This is a genomic window from Bacteroidia bacterium, from assembly GCA_020852255.1.
Lineage (GTDB): Bacteria > Bacteroidota > Bacteroidia > JADZBD01 > JADZBD01 > JADZBD01.
In genome coordinates, this window is sequence record JADZBD010000015.1 from 163,526 (window position 1) to 185,967 (window position 22,442).

General features: G+C 48.1%; 18 protein-coding genes. 9 read left to right on the forward strand and 9 right to left on the reverse strand.

The features are described from left to right. Positions 1-43: 43 nt before the first annotated feature. Positions 44-964 (forward strand): hypothetical protein, encoded by a 921-nt coding sequence (locus tag IT233_08410; protein MCC7302650.1) that lies wholly within the window; start codon positions 44-46, stop codon positions 962-964. A gap of 29 nt (positions 965-993) precedes the next feature. On the opposite strand, the gene IT233_08415 is transcribed toward IT233_08410, so the two are convergent. Beyond that, on the reverse strand, positions 994-2,610 hold the full coding sequence (locus IT233_08415) for a CotH kinase family protein (protein ID MCC7302651.1): 1,617 nt from the start codon (positions 2,608-2,610) through the stop codon (positions 994-996). A gap of 74 nt (positions 2,611-2,684) precedes the next feature. Here IT233_08415 and IT233_08420 point away from each other — a divergent pair, with 74 nt between their 5' ends. Continuing rightward, a complete protein-coding gene (locus IT233_08420; GenBank protein MCC7302652.1) occupies positions 2,685-3,959 on the forward strand; it encodes a tetratricopeptide repeat protein in 1,275 nt (424 codons plus the stop codon). Here the strand turns inward: IT233_08420 and truB are convergent. From truB to IT233_08440, 4 genes are read right to left on the reverse strand one after another with little or no spacing between them, the layout of a single operon-like run. Further along, complete coding sequence (gene truB, locus IT233_08425; GenBank protein MCC7302653.1) at positions 3,956-4,660, reverse strand: tRNA pseudouridine(55) synthase TruB; 705 nt, start codon at positions 4,658-4,660, stop codon at positions 3,956-3,958. The genes IT233_08420 and truB overlap by 4 nt on opposite strands. Positions 4,661-4,662: 2 nt before the next feature. Continuing rightward, positions 4,663-5,460, reverse strand: coding sequence for an undecaprenyl-diphosphate phosphatase (locus IT233_08430; GenBank protein ID MCC7302654.1), 798 nt, complete (start codon positions 5,458-5,460; stop codon positions 4,663-4,665). Next, positions 5,457-5,693 (reverse strand): DUF3098 domain-containing protein, encoded by a 237-nt coding sequence (locus tag IT233_08435; protein MCC7302655.1) that lies wholly within the window; start codon positions 5,691-5,693, stop codon positions 5,457-5,459. Before IT233_08435 ends, IT233_08430 begins: the two co-directional genes overlap by 4 nt. A gap of 9 nt (positions 5,694-5,702) precedes the next feature. Continuing rightward, entirely contained in the window at positions 5,703-6,575 is an 873-nt protein-coding gene (locus tag IT233_08440; protein MCC7302656.1) for an ABC transporter permease, read from the reverse strand. A 153-nt stretch (positions 6,576-6,728) separates the two neighbouring features. On the opposite strand from IT233_08440, the gene IT233_08445 reads away from it, so the two are divergent. Further along, positions 6,729-9,503 carry a leucine--tRNA ligase gene (locus IT233_08445; GenBank protein MCC7302657.1) on the forward strand — a complete coding sequence of 925 codons (2,775 nt, stop codon included), beginning with the start codon at positions 6,729-6,731 and terminating at the stop codon, positions 9,501-9,503. Positions 9,504-9,508: 5 nt separating this feature from the next. On the opposite strand, the gene IT233_08450 is transcribed toward IT233_08445, so the two are convergent. Continuing rightward, a complete protein-coding gene (locus IT233_08450) occupies positions 9,509-10,450 on the reverse strand; it encodes a hypothetical protein (GenBank protein ID MCC7302658.1) in 942 nt (313 codons plus the stop codon). A 14-nt stretch (positions 10,451-10,464) separates the two neighbouring features. Further along, complete coding sequence (locus tag IT233_08455) at positions 10,465-11,811, reverse strand: hypothetical protein (GenBank protein ID MCC7302659.1); 1,347 nt, start codon at positions 11,809-11,811, stop codon at positions 10,465-10,467. 203 nt (positions 11,812-12,014) lie between these two features. On the opposite strand from IT233_08455, the gene IT233_08460 reads away from it, so the two are divergent. From IT233_08460 to IT233_08475, 4 genes are all read left to right on the forward strand, one after another. Continuing rightward, positions 12,015-13,553 carry a right-handed parallel beta-helix repeat-containing protein gene (locus IT233_08460; GenBank protein ID MCC7302660.1) on the forward strand — a complete coding sequence of 513 codons (1,539 nt, stop codon included), beginning with the start codon at positions 12,015-12,017 and terminating at the stop codon, positions 13,551-13,553. Positions 13,554-13,655: 102 nt separating this feature from the next. Next, positions 13,656-15,188, forward strand: a complete 1,533-nt coding sequence (locus tag IT233_08465; GenBank protein MCC7302661.1) for a HAMP domain-containing histidine kinase — start codon at positions 13,656-13,658, stop codon at positions 15,186-15,188. After that, a complete protein-coding gene (locus IT233_08470) occupies positions 15,185-15,892 on the forward strand; it encodes a response regulator transcription factor (protein ID MCC7302662.1) in 708 nt (235 codons plus the stop codon). The genes IT233_08465 and IT233_08470 overlap by 4 nt, the downstream gene beginning before the upstream one ends. A gap of 21 nt (positions 15,893-15,913) precedes the next feature. Then, positions 15,914-17,515 carry a tetratricopeptide repeat protein gene (locus IT233_08475; GenBank protein MCC7302663.1) on the forward strand — a complete coding sequence of 534 codons (1,602 nt, stop codon included), beginning with the start codon at positions 15,914-15,916 and terminating at the stop codon, positions 17,513-17,515. 39 nt (positions 17,516-17,554) lie between these two features. Here the strand turns inward: IT233_08475 and IT233_08480 are convergent, their stop codons facing one another. After that, on the reverse strand, positions 17,555-19,621 hold the full coding sequence (locus tag IT233_08480) for a tetratricopeptide repeat protein (GenBank protein MCC7302664.1): 2,067 nt from the start codon (positions 19,619-19,621) through the stop codon (positions 17,555-17,557). Continuing rightward, the gene (locus tag IT233_08485) at positions 19,618-20,490 is read right to left on the reverse strand and encodes a class I SAM-dependent methyltransferase (protein MCC7302665.1); all 873 of its coding nucleotides are present in this window, start codon (positions 20,488-20,490) and stop codon (positions 19,618-19,620) included. The genes IT233_08480 and IT233_08485 overlap by 4 nt, the downstream gene beginning before the upstream one ends. A gap of 50 nt (positions 20,491-20,540) precedes the next feature. On the opposite strand from IT233_08485, the gene IT233_08490 reads away from it, so the two are divergent. Continuing rightward, complete coding sequence (locus IT233_08490; protein ID MCC7302666.1) at positions 20,541-22,079, forward strand: glutamate--tRNA ligase; 1,539 nt, start codon at positions 20,541-20,543, stop codon at positions 22,077-22,079. Next, the gene (gene folB / locus IT233_08495) at positions 22,079-22,426 is read left to right on the forward strand and encodes a dihydroneopterin aldolase (protein MCC7302667.1); all 348 of its coding nucleotides are present in this window, start codon (positions 22,079-22,081) and stop codon (positions 22,424-22,426) included. The genes IT233_08490 and folB overlap by 1 nt, the downstream gene beginning before the upstream one ends. Positions 22,427-22,442: the final 16 nt, after the last annotated feature.

Genomic DNA, 22,442 nt, shown 5'->3' on the forward strand with positions numbered 1-22,442 from the left:
CTTTGTAAGTCATTGTACGTTCTGAATCAGTACCTCTACAGGCATGGAAGAGCAAGCAGAAAAAAAAGAAAAAAGTAATCGTATCTATTTGATTATCATCATTATAGAGACTATCCTTATTGGTCTTTTGGGGTGGTTATTCTTCAGTCAGAAGACGAGAGTAGAAACAGTGGAAAAGGAGAAGCTCGTATTCGTTGAGAAATCGCAGAGTTTGCAGGATGAGCTTACCGCCTTGAAAACAGAATACGAAAATCTGGAGATCAGCGACAAGAAACTGAAACGGGACTACGACGCCAAAATGAAAATGATTGATTCGCTGATGGTTCTGGCGAAGAAACACGATGGCGATGCTTACCAGATCTACCAGCTGAAGAAAGAGACGGAAACCCTGCGCCGCATCATGAAACATTTTGTGGTGCAGATTGACTCATTGGGAAGACTGAATAAGGAGATTGTAGCACAAAAAGAGAAAGTGATCACGGAATTGTCGGAGGAGAAATTCAAGACCAAGGAACTCACGAAGGAGAAAGAGGATCTTCAGAATACGGTTAACATGGGATCCGTGCTCAAAGCAAACGGCATTAAAGTTTCAGGGATCAAAACAAAATCGGGCGGTAAGAAGGAGGTGGAGACCAAGAGTGCCAAAAGGGTAGAAAAAATCAAGATCACGTTCACGCTGGGAGAGAACCGGATCGCGAAGAGCGGTGACAAGACGGTCTTCATCCGCATTGTAACGCCCGACGGTAAGGAGATGGCAAAGTCGCTGGACGAGAGCAACACCTTTAGTTTTAACGGCTCCAAGGGTTATTATGCTACTAAAACCATGGTGAATTATAAAAATTCGGACACGCCGGTGACTGTTTATACAGCCAAGTCGGATATTAAATTTCTTCCCGGAAAGTACCTCATCGAAATTGCCTCAGATGGTGTGGTGATCGGGCAAACACAGCTCATCCTGGAATAGGGAGGAATTGAAAGCAGAAACAGAGTGGATTACTGGAAAATGATTCGACCGGACGCAACCGGTTTTCCATCCTGAACAAGCCGGTAAAGAAAAATTCCCGATGGCAAATCACCCCTTTGAATCAGCAGGCTGTTCTCATTTAACCCGGGCAGATGCAATAATTTTCTCCCGGTAAGGTCGTACAGTTCCAGCGCCGCATTCTGCACCCTGAAAGGTTCGCTCACATCAAGAATGAACCATTCTCCCGCCGGGTTAGGATACACCTGATGCGTAACCGATGAGAACAAACCGTTGTCGTCTACGGAATAATTCCAGCAGTATCCCGGCCAGTTATTGTCTAACCACTCCGAGCGTGCGCGAAACCACCATTTGAGATAATCAATTTCGTCCTGCCATGTTTGTCCTATGAAATAATTCCAGTTAACATAAACGCCGAGAATTGGCCATTGCTGAAAATTCCGGGTCTGGGATTCCTGCAGTTTCACTTTCATAGAATCAATTCTCGCGTTCACCGAATCGTCGTTCAAAACGGTATTGCGAAGAAACATCCACCGGCATTTGAGCAGATGAGTAAATGCTGTATCGGTGAGAAACTTATTCCACCAGAAGGGGACCGCGCTGCTAAAGCTGCTTCCGCAAAGGGAGTTGAAATTCATTTGGTATCCCGTAGTATCATATGCATCACAATAATCCGCATTGCCGTAGGATAAATTAAAATCCCACATAGGGCCGGCCACCAGCCAGCCACCTTTACTGTCTTTTTGTTTCCAGAGAAAAGAACTGGAACGGTATCCGTCTACCGTTCTTCCCAGCTCCTGCATGATCATGAAATCAATAAATGAATTCACATAAATAACGGAGGGGTACCCGGTGGTGAGATTCTTCCAGTTGGGGCCTGCCATAATATTTTCAAATCCAATAATTTCATTTCTGATATAGTTGTATTGCACGGGAAGTAATTCACTGTACTCGGGATCATGGCAGAGGAATTTCACTTTGGTACTGTATGGCGACTGGAAATAGGTATTGCTGCTTCCCGTGAGTTTATCCACTTTCATGATGTATCCCCCTGTAAGGTCGTCGCCGGCCGTGTCCAGCGGGGTAATCTTTGGGCAATCCACCCTGTTTTTATCTCGTTTAATGCGCTCCATGAAAGAGTACACCCCTTTGTATTGGTTATTGATCACCAGCTCGCACCATACATACCTCGAATCCCAATACCCCATCTTCCGGAACAGATCGTAGGTGATCTCATTGCGCATGAGCGTTTTATCCGGGTACGCACCATAGAGGATCCAGTCGTTTTCCTTTGGCATTCCCAGAATGGAGGTATCCTGGTTATTTCCGAGTGCGTCCTGTGTTTCCAGGCCATATGATTTCTTGGGATATTGCTGGGAAGTGGAGCCCCTGATCTCGATGGATATTTTTCCGGCGTAGTGATTAAAGGGATCCGTCATGTAATTCCGGTTCCCGGGTCCGTTATAGATAATACCCATATCGGCCACAATTCGAACGGTATCCTGGATTGTCTGGTTATTGGTGTTGATCACCACAATCGGCAGATCGCTGCTGGTGAAGTTCACCTGAGAAAAAAGGGAAGTGGTCAGCAGCAGGACCATAAGACCGGTGAAGGTGCGGAAATGCATTTAACAAATGTACCGGAAATTAGAGGGAAATCAAAGCTCCGAAACAGTCCTATTCAATACCTTTGAGCCAGTCAATGACGGTCCGGATCCTTTTGTTCACCCTGATGTTGGCCTTAGGCGCAAAGGCTGGCGAAAATGCCGACTCCATCCGGCTGTTCGGCACTCTCCTGCAAGGGGAGGGACTGGCCTTTTCCAAACCCGATAGTGCCCTCCTTTACCTGGAGCAGTGCCTGGCAGACTTGAACCGGTTGGAAGAAGACAGAGGCGAACGGCCAAACTGGGCGACCGTTCTTCGAACCTCACTTTACAACGATCTCGGTTTCATCATTCAGCGCAAAGGAAACTGGAATGATGCAATTCGCATGTACCAGGCTGCCCTTGATCTCCAGGGCGACAATGGCAACCCTGCTAATATTGCCCCTTTACAGTCGAATCTGGCCAACCTCTACCTGCAGGCGGGCAACTACAAGCTTGCGCGGAAACACGCGGAGGAAGCCCTCAGGACTTTCCGGTCTGAAAAAGACCTTGCCGGCATGATGAATTGCACCAACCTATTGGGCGAGATCGAAAAGAAACGGGGAAATTATCCCGCGGCGGAGAGTTATTTCAGGATGAGTATTGAGATGGGAAAAGGCATAGAAATCGTTCGCACCAACCTCCTTCGTTCCTACGAACTCCTGGGGATATCGAAATTCGAACAGCAAAAATACCGCGAAGCGGAAGAGATTTTCCATCTTGGTATTGCCGTCGGTTCCACCGGAAATGTTAAGATCAGCTTGTTCAATATCTACTATTACCTTGCGCAGGTTGCCTTGTTCAGGAGCAAGCTCTCTGATGCCGCCCACTACGCCGACTCCGCGTACTATTTCAGTATGAACAACAATTATCCGGCGGAACAGATCAAAAGCACAGCCCTCCTGTCCGACATCCGTTACCGTTTGAACGATTTCAGATCCGCCGCCGACCTGCTTCGCCTGAGCAATTCCTTGCGTGAAAAGTTCAATAACGAAAAGATGGCGAATGAGATCAACCTTCTTGAATCGGAAAAAAAAGAGATGCGCTTTGAAATGAACCGGATGAAGGATGAAGAAAAGATCCGGAACCAGAGGAACACCATCATGGCCGGCATCATGTTCCTGGTCCTCTTCATAGTGCTTTTACTACTCACCTACCGGAATTATCTGAATAAAAAACGAAGCCACGCAGAGATCGCATTGAAAAACAGAATCATTGAAGAGAAACAGCGGGATATCATTGCTTCCATTCACTATGCGAAGCGTATTCAGAACGGCTTGCTTCCAACGGACAAGTATATTGCTAAGAAACTAAACGATCTGAACAAGGCTTAAAGCGGAAGCCCTTTCTTATCGAAACGCGGAGGAAACAGCGTGAGAACTTGCTCAAGTGTAAGCGCACGCGAGAGCGTATGCTCACCGATCCTTGTACGCACAAGGGAATGCAAATAGGCTCCTGATCCGCAGGCGAGGCCGAAATCCCTTGCGAGAGAACGGATATATGTTCCCTTTGAACAGGAGATCCGGAACCTGATCAGCGGTCCCTCTTTCGAGAGAATTTGAAATTCATTGACGGTGATCTCCGCCTTTTTCAACTCAACGGGTTTACCTGCACGTGCCAACTGGTACGCGCGCTTCCCTCCTATCCGCTTCGCGGAATGAGCCGGTGGCTCCTGCAGCAAAGTTCCTGTTAATGAAGCCGCGGCTTTTTGCATCAACGCTTCATCAATATGATCCGTAGGATACAGCCGGTCTGTTTCTGTTTCAAGATCCAGACTGGGTGTGGTGGCACCGATAAAAAATTCACCCTCGTACTCCTTTTGTTGTGCCTGATACTTTTCAATATTCCTGGTTTCCATGCCCGTACACAGGATCAGTAAGCCGGTGGCCAGAGGATCAAGCGTTCCGGCATGTCCGATCTTCACCTTCTTCCCATAATGATATAACATGGACCACCGGAGTTTCCCCACCACATCGAAGCTGGTCCATTTCCTGGGTTTATTGATGAGAAGTACTCCTCCGGCCGAATAATCCATACTCAGTCAATAATGCGAAGATCGTATCCCGCGTAGATCAGTATCAGTATCAGTCCGCCGATCAGGATCCTGTAGTATCCGAAAATCCTGAATCCATTTGAATTCAGTAGCGCAATAAATCCCTTGATAGCTAGCACCGCTACTGCGAATGCGACCAGGTTACCCACCGTAAACAGCTGGATGTGCTTCGCTGTAAACTCTCCCCCGGCCACGATATAGTCCAGCAGAGATTTGGAAGAAGCGGCCAGCATGGTGGGTACGGCAAGAAAAAAAGAAAATTCTGCCGCTGTTTTGCGCGAGAGCTTCTGTGTGAGCCCTCCGATAATGGTAGCGGCGCTCCTCGACACTCCGGGGATCATTGCGATTACCTGAAAGCAGCCGATGATGAGCGCCTGCCGGTAGGTCACTTCCTGCTCCGCTGCTTCTTCCTTACCGGGGAAGAGTTTATCAATAAACAAAAACACCACCCCGCCCGCCAGCAATGCGAAAGCCACCACCTGAACATTTTCCAGCAAAAGTTCAATGTGGTCTTTAAAAAGGAGTCCGGCAATACCGGCGGGAATGAAGCCCACCGCCAGTTTAAAATAGAAATCCAGGGACTTAAAAAACCGTTTGTAGTATAATACAACCACTGACAAAATAGCGCCGAACTGAATAGCCACCGTAAACAGTTTGACAAAATCGTCGGAGGCAATCCCCATGGCGGAGGATCCGATGATCATGTGGCCGGTAGAAGAAACAGGAAGGAATTCGGTTATACCTTCAATAATGGCAAGGATGATCGCTTCAAAGAGGTTCACTCCTTCGGCTTCTTCATGATTGCGAACAGCACCACACCGAATCCGGCAAGAATGGTAATGGGAGCTACGGTAAGCCTCCGGGTGGAAAATATTTCCTCGCTGAATACATTGGGGTCATCGGAGCCTCCTCCCATCATCAGGATCATTCCCACTGCAATGAGAGCTACTCCGATAATGGTGTAGAGGTAATTTTCCTTTCCGAAAGCAAAACCAGGTTTGCGAGGTGCGTTCATATGATTCTTTTAACGGTAGAGGTCAACAGTTTTAGTTCCCAGGTATTTCCGCACAGCGAAAAACGTTGAGGCCAAAGATATGATAATTCCAGCGAGCAGCATCAGAACAAACAGCCCGGTAAAGAGGGTTGGATCCAGCACCTGCAGCAGCTCATTTACAAACTGTTCCTTCACCACGTAGACGGCACCCACCAGCATTCCCATGGCAAGAATGGAACCCAGAAGTCCCTGCAGAAAACCCGTCCGGATAAAAGGCCGGGTGATGAATCCGTGCGTGGCTCCCACCAGCTGCATAGTACGGATAAGGAAACGCTTGGAATAAATTGCCAGGCGGATCGTATTGTGAATAAGGGCTATGGAGATCAGTGCCAGGATGGCTGTTACCGCAAGAAAGAGAATGGTAAGGTTGCCGATGTTTTCGTTCATCCGCTGCAAGAGATTATCCTGGTAAAGAAATTCGGATACCACCGGTTCACGGAGTACCTCCGCACGTATCCATTCCACGCTGTCTTTGTTGGCATAATCCGCCTTAAGACGGATATCCAGGGAAGCCGGCAATACATTCTGCTGAAGCAAAGGCATAAAATCCTCCCCGAGCTCCTTTTTATATATCTCCAGGGCCTCTTCTTTTGAGATGTACTCGGTATTCCTGATATAAGGGCTGGCCTCCAGTGATTTCTGGAAACGGAGGATATCTGCCTCGCGGGCATCGTCCTTGAGATAAATATTATACGTAATATTTTCTTTAAAATTATCCGACACGCTGCGTGCGCAGAGGATCATAAATCCAAGGAATCCTAATACAAACACTACCAGTGAGAGACTGATGACCGTGGTTACGGAACTCGACGGAAGCCTGCTGCCTGCTGCGGAATCACTCATGGTACAAAAATAATGCATTCGCAGTGCCCCCGCTCCTATATTGGTCCGGCGGCGGCATCAATCTATGAACGGCAGGGTGTTGAAAAGGATCACTGACCTGCTGGAGACCCTGCTGAATGGGAAGGGAAATATTGTAAATTCGCTCTCCTTACTATGGAATATTCATTCAGGGAAATAGAGAAAAACTGGCAGCGCCGCTGGAAAGATGGGAATACCTACCGTACTACCGAAAATCCTGCGCAGCCTAAGTATTATGTACTCGACATGTTTCCCTATCCTTCAGGTGCCGGATTGCATGTAGGCCACCCCCTGGGCTATATCGCATCTGATATTCTTGCCAGGTACAAGCGCCACCGGGGCTTCAACGTGCTGCATCCCATGGGTTACGACGCCTTCGGACTCCCGGCCGAGCAGTATGCAATACAAACAGGGCAGCACCCGGCTGTTACAACAGAACAAAACATCCTGCGATTCCGGGAACAACTGGATAAAATCGGGCTTTCGTACGACTGGCACCGTGAGGTGAAAACCTGCGACCCCGGTTATTACAAATGGACGCAGTGGATATTTCTGAAACTTTTTCATTCCTGGTACAATAATAAATTGAATAAAACGGAGGATATCGCCGTGTTAACCGGAATTTTCGGGAAAACCGGCAATATGGATGTATCAGCAGCCTGCGATGAAGATACCCCTTCGTTTTCAGCAGAGGAATGGAAATCATTCCCCGAAAAAAAACAGCAGGAGATTCTCATGATGTACCGCATTGCCTACCTGAGCGAGGCATTTGTGTGGTGGTGCCCCGCGCTGGGATCTGTTCTTGCAAACGATGAGGTAAAGGAAGGAGTTTCCGAAAGGGGAGGTTACCCGGTAGAAAGGAAAAAAATGAAGCAGTGGAGCATGAGGATCACTGCCTATGCACAGCGTTTGCTGGACGATCTGGAGGACATTCAATGGAGCGAAAGCATCAAAGAAGCCCAACGCAACTGGATCGGGAAGAGCGAGGGAGCGAGTGTGAAGTTTGACGTACGGGGTACGGAGTACTCTGTTGAGGTATTTACGACAAGGCCTGATACATTGTTTGGAGTCACTTTTATTACGCTGGCTCCGGAACACGAGCTCGTTGAAAAGATCACCGCGGATGAACAACGGGAAAAAGTGAATGACTATGTCCAATACGCGAAAGCGCGCAGTGAACGGGAACGGCAAAGTGAGGTGAAAAAAATCACCGGAGCCTTCACCGGGGCGTACGCGAAGCATCCTTTCACCGGAGAAGAAATTCCTGTGTGGATCGGGGAATATGTGCTGGCCGGTTATGGTACAGGGGCCGTTATGGGTGTTCCCGCTCATGATACCAGGGATTATTCCTTCGCAAAACATTTTGGCCTGATAATCAAACAGGTTATTAATCCGGGCAAAGCCTGGGACTTCGGCAAAGAGGCGTATGAAGAGAAAGCCGGAAAATGCCTGAACTCATCCTTTCTGGATGGGAAGGAAGTAAAAGAAGCCATTACCATCTGTATCGCAGCGCTGGAGAAGCAGGGCATCGGAACCGGTAAGGTGAATTTTCGCCTGCGCGACGCGGTATTTGGACGTCAGCGTTACTGGGGCGAACCGATCCCGATTTATTATAAGGATGGCATCCCCTGCCCGCTTTCCGAAGCTGAACTGCCGCTTGAATTACCCAAGGTGGATAAATACCTGCCCACAGAAACCGGAGAACCGCCCCTGGCGCGAGCCAAAGAATGGAAATACAAGGGACAATACGACTACGAACACACCACCATGCCCGGTTGGGCAGGCAGCTCCTGGTATTTTCTGAGGTATATGGATCCGAAGAATCCGGACGCATTTGCTTCAAAAAAAGCAGCTGAATACTGGCGCGAAATTGATTTTTACATAGGTGGCGCGGAACACGCTACAGGCCATCTTCTGTACGTACGTTTCTGGACGAAGGCACTTTATGATCTGGGGTTTATCCCCGTAAAAGAACCGGCGAAACGCCTGGTGAATCAGGGGATGATTCAGGGAACGAGTGCCTTTGTTTACCGGAAAAATGGTACAAACACTTTTGTATCTGCAGGTTTAAGAAACAATTTTCAAACCACTCCATTCCATGCTGATGTTTCTATGGTTGAAGGAAATGAACTAAACATAGAGGCTTTCAAATTGTGGAGAGAAGATTTAAAAGATGCAACGTTTGAACTCGAGAACGGGAATTATATAGTCGGCAATGAAGTTGAGAAAATGTCTAAGTCAAAGTACAATGTGGTGAGTCCCGACGATATGTGTGAAAAATACGGGGCCGATACCTTCCGGATGTATGAAATGTTTTTGGGACCTCTGGAACTCAGCAAGCCCTGGAACACGAACGGGATCACAGGAGTGCATGGATTTATAAAGAAGCTGTGGAAATTATATGTGGGAGAAGCTTCCGGGATCAAAGTTGAGGAGGAAAAAGCGGAAGCGAAAGAATTGAAGGTGCTGCATAAAACCATTAAAAAGATCACGGACGACATTGAGAATCTTTCCCTGAATACGGCCGTAAGTGCCTTCATGATCTGCGTGAACGAACTCATAGAACTCAAATGCAACAAACGGGATGTTCTGGAACCCCTCCTCATCCTTCTTTCGCCGTTTGCACCCCATGTATGTGAAGAACTCTGGGAAAAGCTTGGACATCAGGAGAGCATCACCCGTGCTCCATGGCCGGAGTTCAATGCCTCATTGACCGCTGAGGATACTGTGATTTACCCCGTTCAATTCAACGGTAAAACCCGCTTTAATCTTGAATTGCCATCATCAGTGAGCAAAGAAGAAATTGAAAAGGCGGTGCTTGCTGCGGAACATACTCATAAATACCTGGCAGGCAACACGGTGAAAAAAGTAATTGTTGTGCCGAAGCGGATTGTGAATGTTGTGTTCTGAGATAGTTAAAACAGCCAACCCATCCAGAATCCCGCAGTCAGAGTCATCGTAGCAGAGGAGTTAACAAAAACCTGACTCCCATAAAACATTTCAGTATATGAGTCGTTTCTGAAGCCGGTAAGCTCTTCGAACTCAGGATTAGAATATCGGCTCACTATCCCCCCCAATCCCATTCCTGCGGATCCTCCGACAACAAATCGCTGGACAAAAACAAACTGATATCCCATACAAATGTTCAGTGAAAAACAACTGTTTATCAGGTCTGAACTTATCAACTCATGCGGATAGGTCGAACTGGTATCAACCTCGCTTATAATATCATGAACTTTTAGCCGGCCGTACTGAAGTTCAGGCATAAGAAAGAGTCCACCTATTCCGGGATACGCTCCGAAATTATCTGAGTTTTTTGTGCTATTTATCAGCCCGAATTTACCACCAACCCGCGCATTAAAACCCATTCGAACAGGCAGATAGCGGACATAGCCATTGTTGATGGTATTGGTATAATAAAACTCCTCGTACCGTGCCGATGAGAAATTAAACATTGTGGTATTTATTATACCCGCCGAGAACACAAGATTAAAGCCAGGTACGACTTTCCGCTCATAGCTGAAATTGATATATTCATGCAGTAATCCGAAGCAATTAAATTTTATCACATTTTTTCTGTGCTTCAGCGCCGTGTCAGGAGCAACCGGCGATTCAGGCTGCCTGAAATTGTCAGTGGTTCCGTCGGAATAATGAATGGAATACACCTTGTGTTTGGGAACAACATACACCGCGCCTCCCGCATCGGAACTTTTCCGGTACTCTATATCCTTCTCTGTTACCCGGGTTACCTTTCCTATTACTTTACCTTGCGCCGTGAATAGGGTATCCTGGGAATAAAGAATCCCCGAGAGAACCAGGAACAATACAAAGGGGAAGGCAAACCTATTAATACGCATAATCAAAAATATAATTATTTTCCGTTATGCGCCAGCCAATTGCGAATATTAAACACTATTCCCTCTGAACCTCCCTTATGCTTTCTGACTTTTTCGCGAATGCTGCGATGCGTTGCAGGTGTCTTTACTAACGCATTGAACACTATATACAAAACGGAATTGTCCATAGTTCTTTTTCCGAGAATTCTCTTCAAATTGATCCATCCGTATTCCAGCGCATCCACGTCGTTCCGTTCATAAAAGAGCAGGAGCTGAATAATCCGTGCAGAAAGCAGGAGGTCCGGACGAACGGCTTCGGCCGATTGCAGAAGCTTATTTAAATTTAGTATCGTCTCAGGATACTTTTTTTGTCCGAAATACAATACGGCCAGGTTGTAATGAAAAATGTGAGTCGCTGCAGGCCCTAAATCTCTTTCCAGATTACGGAGTTGTATTTCAGTATCCCGAATGATAGAGGTGGCGTGATCATACATCCTGCTGTCAATATACACTCCGTGCAGCGCCGGATACATTGTTACAAAGATGTCGCGCTTCCATGTCCGGGTATTTTCAAATGCAAACCTCGACGGGGCAGAACGCAAACGCGTGATCAGCGAAACTATTGCTCCGGGTTCTTTCATGGAGGCAAACACGTTCGCCATGTTATTTGCAACAGATAAAAGAAGCAGAGGCTGCTCCCGGATTCTATCAGGATGTTTCTCCAAAAACTTCAGCAAGCGGGAATGCCAGTGAATTGCCTTCTGATGCTTGCCATTGATGGTTTCATAGGCTCCATGCAGTTGAAAAAATCCAACACCACCTTTGAATGTCCGGATATTCCTTTCTGAACTGTAGAATGGTGCCCGCAGGATACGGCGAAGCAATTTCAATTGCTGCATTCTGCCGCTTTCCCCGGTGCTTCTCATCAGAAAAAATACGCGGGCTGAATCCTGCCGGACATACAGGTGTTCCTGCAAGGCCTCCATGCAGATCTTTTCCCGATCCTGATGGCGCTTGAGATCACCGGCGCGCAGCTGCATACCGGCCCTCTGCTTTAATTCAATCATACGCGCAAGTCCCACCAGCCCCTGTGCATACTCCTCTCTTAACATAAAACTGTTGATGGCCTTTTCCAGCGACTTGAGAGCTTCCCGGATGAGACCAAGCTCCTGCAACAGCTGCGCTTCTGAAATCAGATCCCTCCTTCGCCCCCTTTCTTCACCTATCAGTTCGAGTAACAAATGCCAGGCCTTGTTCCGGATAACATGGGGCTGGGTGCGAGCGGTTTTGCTTTCCGGCGAAAGAAAACCTTTCCCTTCAATCCTATCCTCCCCCAGCAGCCGGCAACACAACCCCGCAGCCGCCCCTCTTTTCGTCTCCATACGTACCTGAATCCGCCTTCTCTCCGCTAAAGACAGAGCCGAAATCAAGTTGCTGAGTCGCTTCATTCATTACAATTATACGAATTATTAATATTTATCTCATTGATATTCTACATTTTAAAAGAATATATTGATAGTCCATTCAATTACAATTCTGCACAATTTGATTCCATTCCCTCCGGGCCAATCCTTTCTTTTGCTGTATGAAAAACCAGCACAGCGCCCAAAGCAATTCCTGGCCCAGGGGAACTCTTTTCCTTGTGGCATATCTTCTTTTCTTCCTTGTACTTCTTCTTGCCGGCAAACGGATGCAGGCACAATGCAGTTGCTCTGCTCCCTGGCCGCCTCCGCAAAACCAGACGATTAGTGTGATCACACCTCAGCAGGGTGCGCCCGCCATACAAGCAGCAATTAACAATGCCACCGGCCCCACCACTATCTACCTCACAAACGGAACCTATTCAGTAGCTAATGGGCAGCTCAATGTGATCAAGCCGGACATCACCCTCCGTTCCCAAAGCGGGAACCGCGACAGTGTGATCCTTCTGGGCGGGGGTATGCTGGGTGGAAGCGGTTATCACGGCATCTCCATTCTCAAAAGCAACGTGACCATTGCTGATCTGACGATAAAAAATATAGATACTCATCCCATTGATATCAATTTCTGGTACCAACCCAATGCCGACATTGATAATATCACCCTGCGAAATCTTCACATCATTGACGGAGGACAACAACTGGTGAAAATGAGCTATTCAGGCAATCCCGTTGTGAAAAGCGACAACGGCGTAATTGAATGCTGCCTTATTGAATATACCACCTCGCTGCCGGGAAATAATTATTATACCAACGGTATTGATCTGCACAATGCACACGGGTGGATTATTCGCGACAACATCATCCGGAATATCAAAAAGGGTCCGACCGCTTCGAACCCTGCCGGCCCCGCCATCCTGTTCTTCAAAGGAGGCAGTAATGCCACCATAGAACGCAACACAGTGGTAAACTGCGATGAAGGTATTTTTCTCGGGAATTGGGGCGATAACCCCAACGTATCGCACTCCGGCGGTATCATCCGGAACAATTTCATCCGGGGGCATTCCACCTCGCGCTGCGGTATCGGCGTTGTTCTTTGTCCGAACGCGATCGTAATTAACAACAGTATTTACGCTCCCGGCGGAACGGCATGGACCGTGGAAGAGTATTCCATAGAAGTAACCGGTGTGCAAACAACCAATCTTCTGATCCAGAATAATCTGATGGACGAGGATATCATCAATGTTTCGAATTCCGCACCGCCCTTTACCACCGTGACCAATCTGCCTAACTGCGGCTCCGGTCATTTTGTGAACACCAGTCTTACTGCACCTGATCTGCACCTGCAGAGCAGTTCTTCCGGGATAAATGCAGGTACCGCCCATCCGCAGCGAACCACTGACTTCGATTGCGAATCGCTGACCGGAGCTCCTGATCTGGGTGCTGACGAATTGATGACCACCGGCGAGAATGAAGAAGAGCCGGTGCTGGTGATCAGGGCCTGGCCGAATCCGGTGACTCAGTACCTCATGGTAGATTTTTCTGTGTCCGCCGATTGCATGATACTCGATATGCATGGCAACGTGATGGTAAGATTCCGGACAGAAAAACATCAAATCCTGGATCTCTCTGCCCTGCCTGCCGGTATGTACCTCCTTTGTGCAGAACATCTTCCACGCAGCGGTATGTTGTTTATAAAAGAATGAGAATGGCCATTCCAAACTTCATCGCCTTAGTACGCTGATCCTCCGCTGTTAAAAAGTGTTAACCCTCAGCAATTTAGCCCGAATTCGGGGTAATTTTGTGAGGTGAACAAGAGTAATCTTATCTGGTTTTCTGCCTTTGCCGGCCTGGCAATTGCGGGTTTGCTCTTCATTCAGATCTACTGGATGAAAAATGCTGTAGCCGTTAAGGAAGAACGTTTTAATCAGCAAGTGAGTGAAGCCATGTACACGGTGGCGATGAAAACGGAGAAACATAAAATGTTTTGCCGTATGCGTCAGGTCAGTATCAACACCCCCTTTCACAGCCGCCGCCATGCCGAAAACCAATGCCGTCATTTCCACGAAAGGAAATCGCTCAAGCAGAACCGGACGGAACTGCTTTCCCGCCGTTTCAGTGACAGCATTTGCTGCGATCCGGAATGCGAGGTGCTATGTCCTGTACCCGGTGACATTCACGGAGTGGTAGTGGGCAATCCGGAGCATAAATCTTCCGAAGTATTAAATACAAATTCCGGCTGGATCGACTATCGTAACAATCTGATGAACGAAGTAGTGAATGAGATTACTGAACATGGAGTGGTGATTTCCGTTACAGATCAGTTTCCGGACGAAAGTTCTTTCATTGATTCTGTCCTGCACGAAGAATTCCTGTCGCGCGGCATTAACACCCCCTACGCATTCTATATCATGGATCACAAGGGTGGCAAGGTATATGATCCATTCACCGCCTCGCCTTACAAGGTAGCGCTGGCTCCGGAAAATATTCTTGCGCCGCCAAAATTCCTGGCGGTTCACTTCCCGGAAATGAAAAGCTATCTGCTCAAAAACTCCTGGATGATGCTCTCCGCCTCTGTGCTGCTGGTGGTAGTGCTTATTTCCTCCTTTTATTACTTTGTGATCACCATTATCCGGCAGAAGAAACTTTCAGTGATGAAGAATGATTTTATCAATAATATGACGCACGAGTTCAAAACGCCTATTTCCACGATTAATCTGGCCTGTGAAGTACTGGGAGACAAAACGGTAAGCCTGCCGAAAGATAAATCTGAAAAATATGTGGGTGTGATCAGTGAGGAAAACAAACGGCTCGGGAAACTGGTGGAGAACATTCTTCAAACCGCTATTCTGGATAAAGAGGAGTTTAAACTGAATCTTGCTCCGGTGGATCTGCACCAGATTCTCAATCAGGCCACCGGCAACATACAATTACAGGTAGACCAGCGCGGAGGGAAGATCCTGCACCACCCGGACGCGTCCGACAGTATGATCACCGCCGACCGCATACACCTTACGAATGTGATCTACAATTTACTTGACAACGCAGTGAAGTACACGGAGGGCGAACCGGAGATTACGATCAGTACCCGGAATACGGCCGCCGGCATTGAACTCTCCGTACAGGACAAGGGGATTGGAATCAGCCGCGAGAATCAGAAAAAAATATTTGATAAACTTTACCGTGTATCAACCGGCAACCTGCATAATGTAAAAGGCTTCGGGCTGGGACTGAGTTATGTGAAAACCGTGGTGGAGCGTCATCACGGAAATGTAAATGTAGAAAGCATTCCGGGTAAGGGAAGCACCTTTACCATTTATCTTCCAAAAGAACAATTATGAGCGCAAATACGACCCGCCTGCTCCTGGTGGAGGACGATCCCAACCTGGGGTCACTGCTGAAAGATTACCTGGAAGCAAAAGGCTATGAGAGCAAACTGGCCTCCAACGGCAAGGAGGGGTATTCCGAATTCAGCAAAGAAAAATTCGACCTCTGCATTCTGGATGTGATGATGCCCGTAATGGATGGTATTACTCTGGCAAAGGAGATCCGAAAATCGGATAAAAACATTCCGATTGTTTTCCTCACTGCCAAATCCATGAAAGAAGACACCATTGAAGGCTTCAGGGCCGGCGCAGACGATTACATTACCAAGCCCTTCAGTATGGATGAGCTGATGATGCGCATACAGGCTATTCTGCGGCGCACGTCACTGCAGGCAGCACCCAAGCCTGAAAAAACACAATTTACTGTGGGTCTTTTCAAATTCGATCATCTCCGGCAAGTACTCAGCATCAACGGAAAGGAGCAGAAACTTACCACCCGTGAAGCAGACCTCTTAAAACTGCTTTGCATGCACGAGAACGAAGTGCTGGACCGGAATTTCACGCTCAAAACGCTGTGGAACGACGACAGCTACTTCAACGCGCGTTCTATGGATGTTTATATAACCAAGCTCCGTAAATTTCTGAAAGATGACCCGCGCGTGGAGATCCTCAATATCCATGGCAAGGGCTTCCGTTTACTTGTAAACAAGTCCATCTAAGGATTTATTACATTTGCGGAAGTGGCTAAGCTTCCCGTAAAAACCAGGTTCTATTATCTTTTTCCGCTTGTCATCCTCCTGCTGACAGCACTGGTCTACTGGCCTTCCCTCGACAATCAGCTGACCAACTGGGATGACGACGAATACATTACCGAAAATAAAAATCTCGGAGACGGCTCGTTCAGGAAACATTTTAAAGAGGTGCCGCATGTGATGGGAAACTACCATCCGCTGAGCATGTGGACCCTGGCCTGGGATTACCAGAGCGCCTACAACGAACAAACAAAAACGCTGGATCCGGTACCCTTCCACCGTACCAATCTCATCCTGCACCTGCTGAGCACTGTACTGGTGTTTTTCCTCTTTTTCAAACTTTCGGAAAACAACTGGATCGCAGGATTCACGGCTGCCCTTTTTGCCCTGCATCCCATGCACGTTGAGAGCGTTGCCTGGGCTGCGGAACGAAAAGATGTACTGTTCGCTTTTTTTTACCTCGCCGGACTCCTGTCGTGGATCTTTTTCATCGAAAGAAAGAATAACTACGTTTTCTATCTCCTCACATTTGGTCTTTTCCTGCTTTCGCTGTTTTCCAAAGCCGTTGCCGTGAGTCTTCCTATCCTGCTGCTGGCGCTCGACTACTACTATAAACGTCCGATGCACTACCGGCTGCTTCTGGAAAAACTTCCCTTTCTGGCCGTATCCGTATACTTTGGACTCGAAGCAATTGAGGCACAAAAAGAATTTGAAGCTATCCAGGGGAATGTGCTGTACGACCATGCCGATCGCTTGTTGTTCGCCTGCTACGGCACCATGCAATACGTACTGAAATTCATTCTTCCGTCAGACCTCTCCTGCTTTTATTCATTTCCTGTTCCGGGAGTAGATAAACCGGGTTTATATAGCATTGCACCGGTATTTGTGCTGGGCATTGGTGCAGCACTTTGGACTTTCAGGAAGAGCCGGTTTGTACTATTCGGTGCGGCCTTTTTCTTCATTACGGTAGGGCTGGTGCTGCAGCTTCTTCCAGTGGGAGGTGCAGTGATGGCCGACCGGTACTCTTACCTGCCGCACATCGGACTGGCTTTTATTCTGGCAAAGAGCGCCTGGTATCTTGTGGAAAAGAAACCCCGGCTCAAGCATGCCGTTCTGGGAACACTTATTGCCTTCACCCTGCTCATGGCCTTCCAGGCCAGGAAGCGAACAGAAGTCTGGAAGGACAGTGTTACCCTGTGGGCCGATGCGGAGCAGCACGATAAAATGTCGCCGAAACTTTATAACAACTATGCTGATGCGCTGACCCTTGCAGGAGATCATCAGCGCGGCCTGGAGATGTACAACAAGGCTCTGTCTCTGAAACCCGATTACGCTGAAGCCTTCTACAACCGGGGACTGGCTTATTTCTATCTGAAGAACTACCAGGCAGCGCTGAATGACTATGATGCAGCCATTCACTACAACCCTACCCTTGCGGTGGCATGGCATAACCGGGCGGGCACCCATTTCACAGTAGGCAGATACCGGGAGGCCCTGGGCGATGCATTGAAAGCGAAAGAACTCGGATACCCCGTAGATCCGCAGTTCATTACAGTACTGGAAGAAGAGGTAAAGAAACTGCCCCGGTAACCGAACCGCTTTCTCACACCACCCGGAATCTCAGTAGGGTTATATTTTCAGTCCGATAACCAGTACATCGTCAATCTGCTCCAGGTTGCGCTTCCATTCTGAGAAAGTATTTTGCAGGCATTTTTTCTGCTCATCGGCCGGCAGGTCCGAAAACCTGAGCAAAAGTTCCCGGAATTGTTTCGTAGTGAATTTTTTGGAGTCCTTCCCACCGAACTGATCCGCATAACCGTCTGTGAAGAGATAGATCATATCGCCTTTCTCCGGAGTAAGCGTATGGGTTTCGAATGGTTGATCGTCTGCGGTAAATCCGCCAATGGCCGCCTTGGTGGGTTTAACCTCCGTTATGATTCCGTTCCTGCAGTACCAGAGCGGACGGTTGGCCCCGCTGTACTGTAAATTTCCGTTTTCCCACCTCAAAAGTGCGATGTCCATTCCGTCGCGGCTCGAATCCTCGCCTGCGTCCTGCCGGAGGGTTGTTTTTACCAGCCGGTTAAGGCGGGATAAGATTTCTCCTGTTTGGTTACTTTGTCCTATGGCAGCCGCCAGCTTTTCTTTCCCAACCATGCTCATCAGTGCTCCCGGTACTCCGTGTCCTGTGCAATCAGCACAGGCGAGGTAAAATCCGTCGGCCGAACTCTCCCAAAAGTAAAAATCCCCGCTCACGATGTCCTTGGGCTGATACATAATAAAACATTCAGGAAACACTTTTTTCAGTTCTTTCTCCTCCGGCAGAATCGCCGCCTGAATTCTCCGGGCATAATTAATACTATCTGTTATTTCTTTCTTTTGGCCTTCTATGAGTACATTTTTGTCGGACAGTATCCTATTGTGTTCCCGCTTGTTCCTGTAAGCCATCCAACCCAGACCAATCAGCACCAGTGCGAGACCGACAACACCGAATAGGAAATAACGGAAAGTGCGCTCCTGCGCGATCTGTGCGTCCTTCAGCGAAGCTTCGTTTTTAAGCAGAATATTTTCGTTTTCCTTTTTTTCCAGCTCCATCACAGATTCCATCTGCGCAATACGAGTAGAAACCTCTGTACCCTGGATACTGTCGTTGAGCACCATGTACTTGAGCAGCATTTCATTGGCCAGCTGATACCTTCCGGTCAGTGAATACAATCCGGCGAGTGAATTATAACATTCTCTTTCCTGCATCAGCAAACCAACACTTTTGCACAGAACCAGCGATTTCTGCAGTTCCACCTCCGCTTCCTTAAGCCGCTTTTGCTCAATGAAAATGGCCGCCCGGTTGATCAGCGAATTAGCCACGCCAAGGCTGTCGCCGTATTTTAATCGCAGCTCGTACGCCTTTTGATTGTAATGGTTGGCCGAATCCAGTTCTTTCATTTTTAAAAAAACATTGGCCAGGTTATCCATGTAGGCGCCTGATTTTGTTTCTGAACCTATCTGCCGGGCAATGGCCAGCGCCCTCCTATATTCCTGAATGGCTTTCTCCCACTCCCCTGTTTCCTCATAAATGATACCCAGGTTGTTGTAGGCATTGGGAAGCACCAGCGGATTGTTGGTCTTCAGGCGGTACGCAACCGAACGGTGCCCGTATTCCATAGCCCGGGTATAATTTTTCTGACGGAAGTACACCAGCGATATGTTCCCGGTACATAAGCCCAGTACACTGGTATATTCATGACGTTCTGCAATGGCCAGTACTTTCAGATAATAATCCATCGCACGGGAATAATCGCCTTTGTCAAAATAAATCAGTCCCAGATTATTCATGATCGTGGAATACTGAAGCGAATCATGGATCATTGCCGCCTGCTGAATTCCTTTCGTATAAAATTCAATGGCTTCCTGGTACTGACCCTGATTCGACAAAATGTTTCCCAGGCCCTTGCAGGATTGTATCTGTGCCGGAATATATCCCAGATCCATAGCCATTTTCAGGGCTCTGCGGTAGATCGCTTCCCCCCGCTCATCCCCGGAACGGTAGTACTCCTGTCCCAGTGCATTGAGCGTATTTGCCATCGCTGTATCCTGCCTGTTTCCCGCGGCTATTTTCTCCAGAGAATCCAATGATACACCCGCCCGTGAAACGCCCGACAGGCAGAACATAAAGAATGAAAAAAGGAGATACCGCTTCATCGGCTCTGCGTGAATCTTCCGAAAATTCCGAGGGGGAGTTTGCTTCCTGTCTTCGCCTGCAGATAAAGCTCTCCCGTTTCAAGATTCTTCCCTGCATATTTCCGAAGGAGGTTTTCGGTAACTAAAGCAGAAAGCCCGAGCGAATAAGCGTTCAGAATCAGGAAATGCTCTCCGCGGTCGAGTAACTGCAGAACGGAACGTATCATCTCGCTGAGATTTTCTTCCAGTTTCCACTTTTCCCCATCCGGACCATGTCCGTAAGCAGGAGGATCCAGTATAATCCCGTGATAGGTATTGCCACGCTTCACCTCTCTCTTTACAAATTTCAGGGCATCTTCCACCACCCACCGTATGGTATCGAGTCCTGAAAGTTTCATGTTCTCATTGGCCCATGTTACCACTTGTTTAACAGAGTCCACATGTGTTACATCAGCACCTGCCGCGCAGGCCGCCAGTGATGCAGCACCTGTATAAGCGAAAAGATTGAGAAAGCGCGGCTTATCTGTACGCAGTGCCCGTACCGCTTCGTAAATATAATCCCAGTTCACGGCCTGCTCCGGAAAAACTCCTACATGTTTGAAAGAGGTAAGTCCAAGACGTAATTGCATCTGGCGGCTGCCCTCACCATAGGAAATCTGCCACCGGTCGGGCATGCTTTTCAGTTTCTTCCACTCACCGGAAGAAGAAGATTTGGGGATGAACTTCACATGGGCCCCTTTTTCCCATTCCTGCATCGTTAATCCTGTATCCCAAAGCGCCTGCGGTTCCGGTCGGATGGTAACAAACCCTCCAAAACGTTCTAATTTGAGGAAATGGCCGCAATCCAGCAGCTCATAATCAGCAAAATGCTGAGGGGTGAGTAAAAGCACTGGTAAATCTAAGTATAAAAACAGAAACCAGTATATTTGCCCTTCTGAAAATGAGCGACGAAAACCGTAGAGTCAGAGTACGATTTGCCCCTTCTCCCACGGGTCCGCTTCATATGGGCGGAGTGCGAACCGCCCTGTATAATTACCTTTTCGCTAAAAAGCACCAGGGCGACTTCTTACTTCGTATTGAAGATACGGACCAGGAACGTTTTGTTCCCGGAGCTGAGGCCTATATCATAGAAAGTCTTACCTGGTGCGGTATTTCTCCCAATGAAGGCGTAGGATTCGGTAACGGACCTCACGCTCCGTACCGTCAGAGCGAACGCAAGGAAAAAGGCATTTACCGTGAGTATGCCATGCAACTGGTTCATAACGGCCACGCTTATTATGCCTTCGACACCAAAGAGGAACTCGAAGAGATGCGCCAACGCATGGAAGCTGCAAAAATGCCTTCCTCCTACAACGCCGTAACGCGGCAGAACATGAAAAACTCTCTCACCCTCTCGGAGGATGAGGTAAAAAAGCGGCTGGAAAGTGGTTCTCCCTATGTTATCCGCATAAAGATTCCACGCAATGAGGAAGTTCGCGTACAGGATCTCATCCGTGGCTGGGTGGTGGTTCACAGCGGGCAGCTGGATGATAAGGTACTATTCAAAAGCGACGGGATGCCCACCTATCATCTGGCCAATGTGGTGGATGATTATCTGATGAAGATCACGCATGTGATCCGCGGCGAAGAATGGCTGCCCTCCGCCCCGCTTCATGTATTATTATATAAATACCTCGGCTGGGAAACGGTAATGCCTCAGTTCGCGCATTTGCCCCTGCTCCTGAGACCAGACGGCAACGGAAAGTTAAGCAAGCGCGACGGAGACCGCCTGGGCTTTCCGGTATTTCCTATCGACTGGAAAGATCCTGTGACCGGCGAAATGTCCTCCGGCTACAGAGAGAAAGGTTATTTTCCTGAGGCCTTCATCAATATGCTTGCATTACTTGGATGGCATCCCAGCGGCAACCAGGAACTCTTCAGCCTCGAAGAACTGTGCCGGGATTTTTCACTGGAGCGCGTAAGTAAAGCCGGAGCGAAGTTCGATGCGGAAAAAACAAAGTGGTTCAACCAGCAGTACCTCCGCAGGCACAGCACAGCAGCGCTTGCTTCCAGTTGGAAAAAGATACTGGATCAGAAAAATGTAATTGCCTCCGCCGGATATATTGAGTCGGTGGTAAAACTAATTCTCGAAAAGGCCTGTTTTGTAGAAGAATTCTGGAGTCTGGGAAGCTTCTTTTTTGAAGAACCTGCAAGTTGGGATTCTGAGGTGGTTAAAAAACGTCTCAACGACAAGTCAAAGGAATTCTTGCGAAGGTTCGCCGGAACACTTAGTGCACTCGGCGATTTCTCCGCTCCTTCCATAGAGCAGTGCTTCAAAAAAACCTGCGAGGAAAACAGCGTGAAAACCGGCGAGGTCATGCAATTGTTCAGAGTTTCGTTAAGCGGAATGGCCGGTGGTCCGGCATTGTTTGAAATGACTTCGCTGCTGGGAAAAGAAAAAGTACTTTTACGGATTCGCCACTTTCTTGAAAAGAACTGATGGGTAAGATAGAAGTAACCGGAATGGAGTTTTATGCCTACCACGGCTGCATGGAGGAAGAAGCCCGCGTAGGCGGTAAATATCTTGTGGATGTTACGGTAGAGGCCGGCCTAGGCAAGGCAGCGGAAACCGACTCGCTCCGCGACACGGTAGATTATGTGGCCATCTATTCCATCGCCAGAGAAGAAATGGCTGTCCGGTCGCGTTTAATTGAAACCGTTGCCGGCCGTATGGCATGTAGAATAAAAGATCTTAATGGTGTGCACTCCGGCACAGTAATCATTAAAAAACTCAGCGCTCCTGTTGGAGGTGTTGTTCATCATGTATCTGTTACCTTCCCCTTTTAATCATCCATCTTTATCC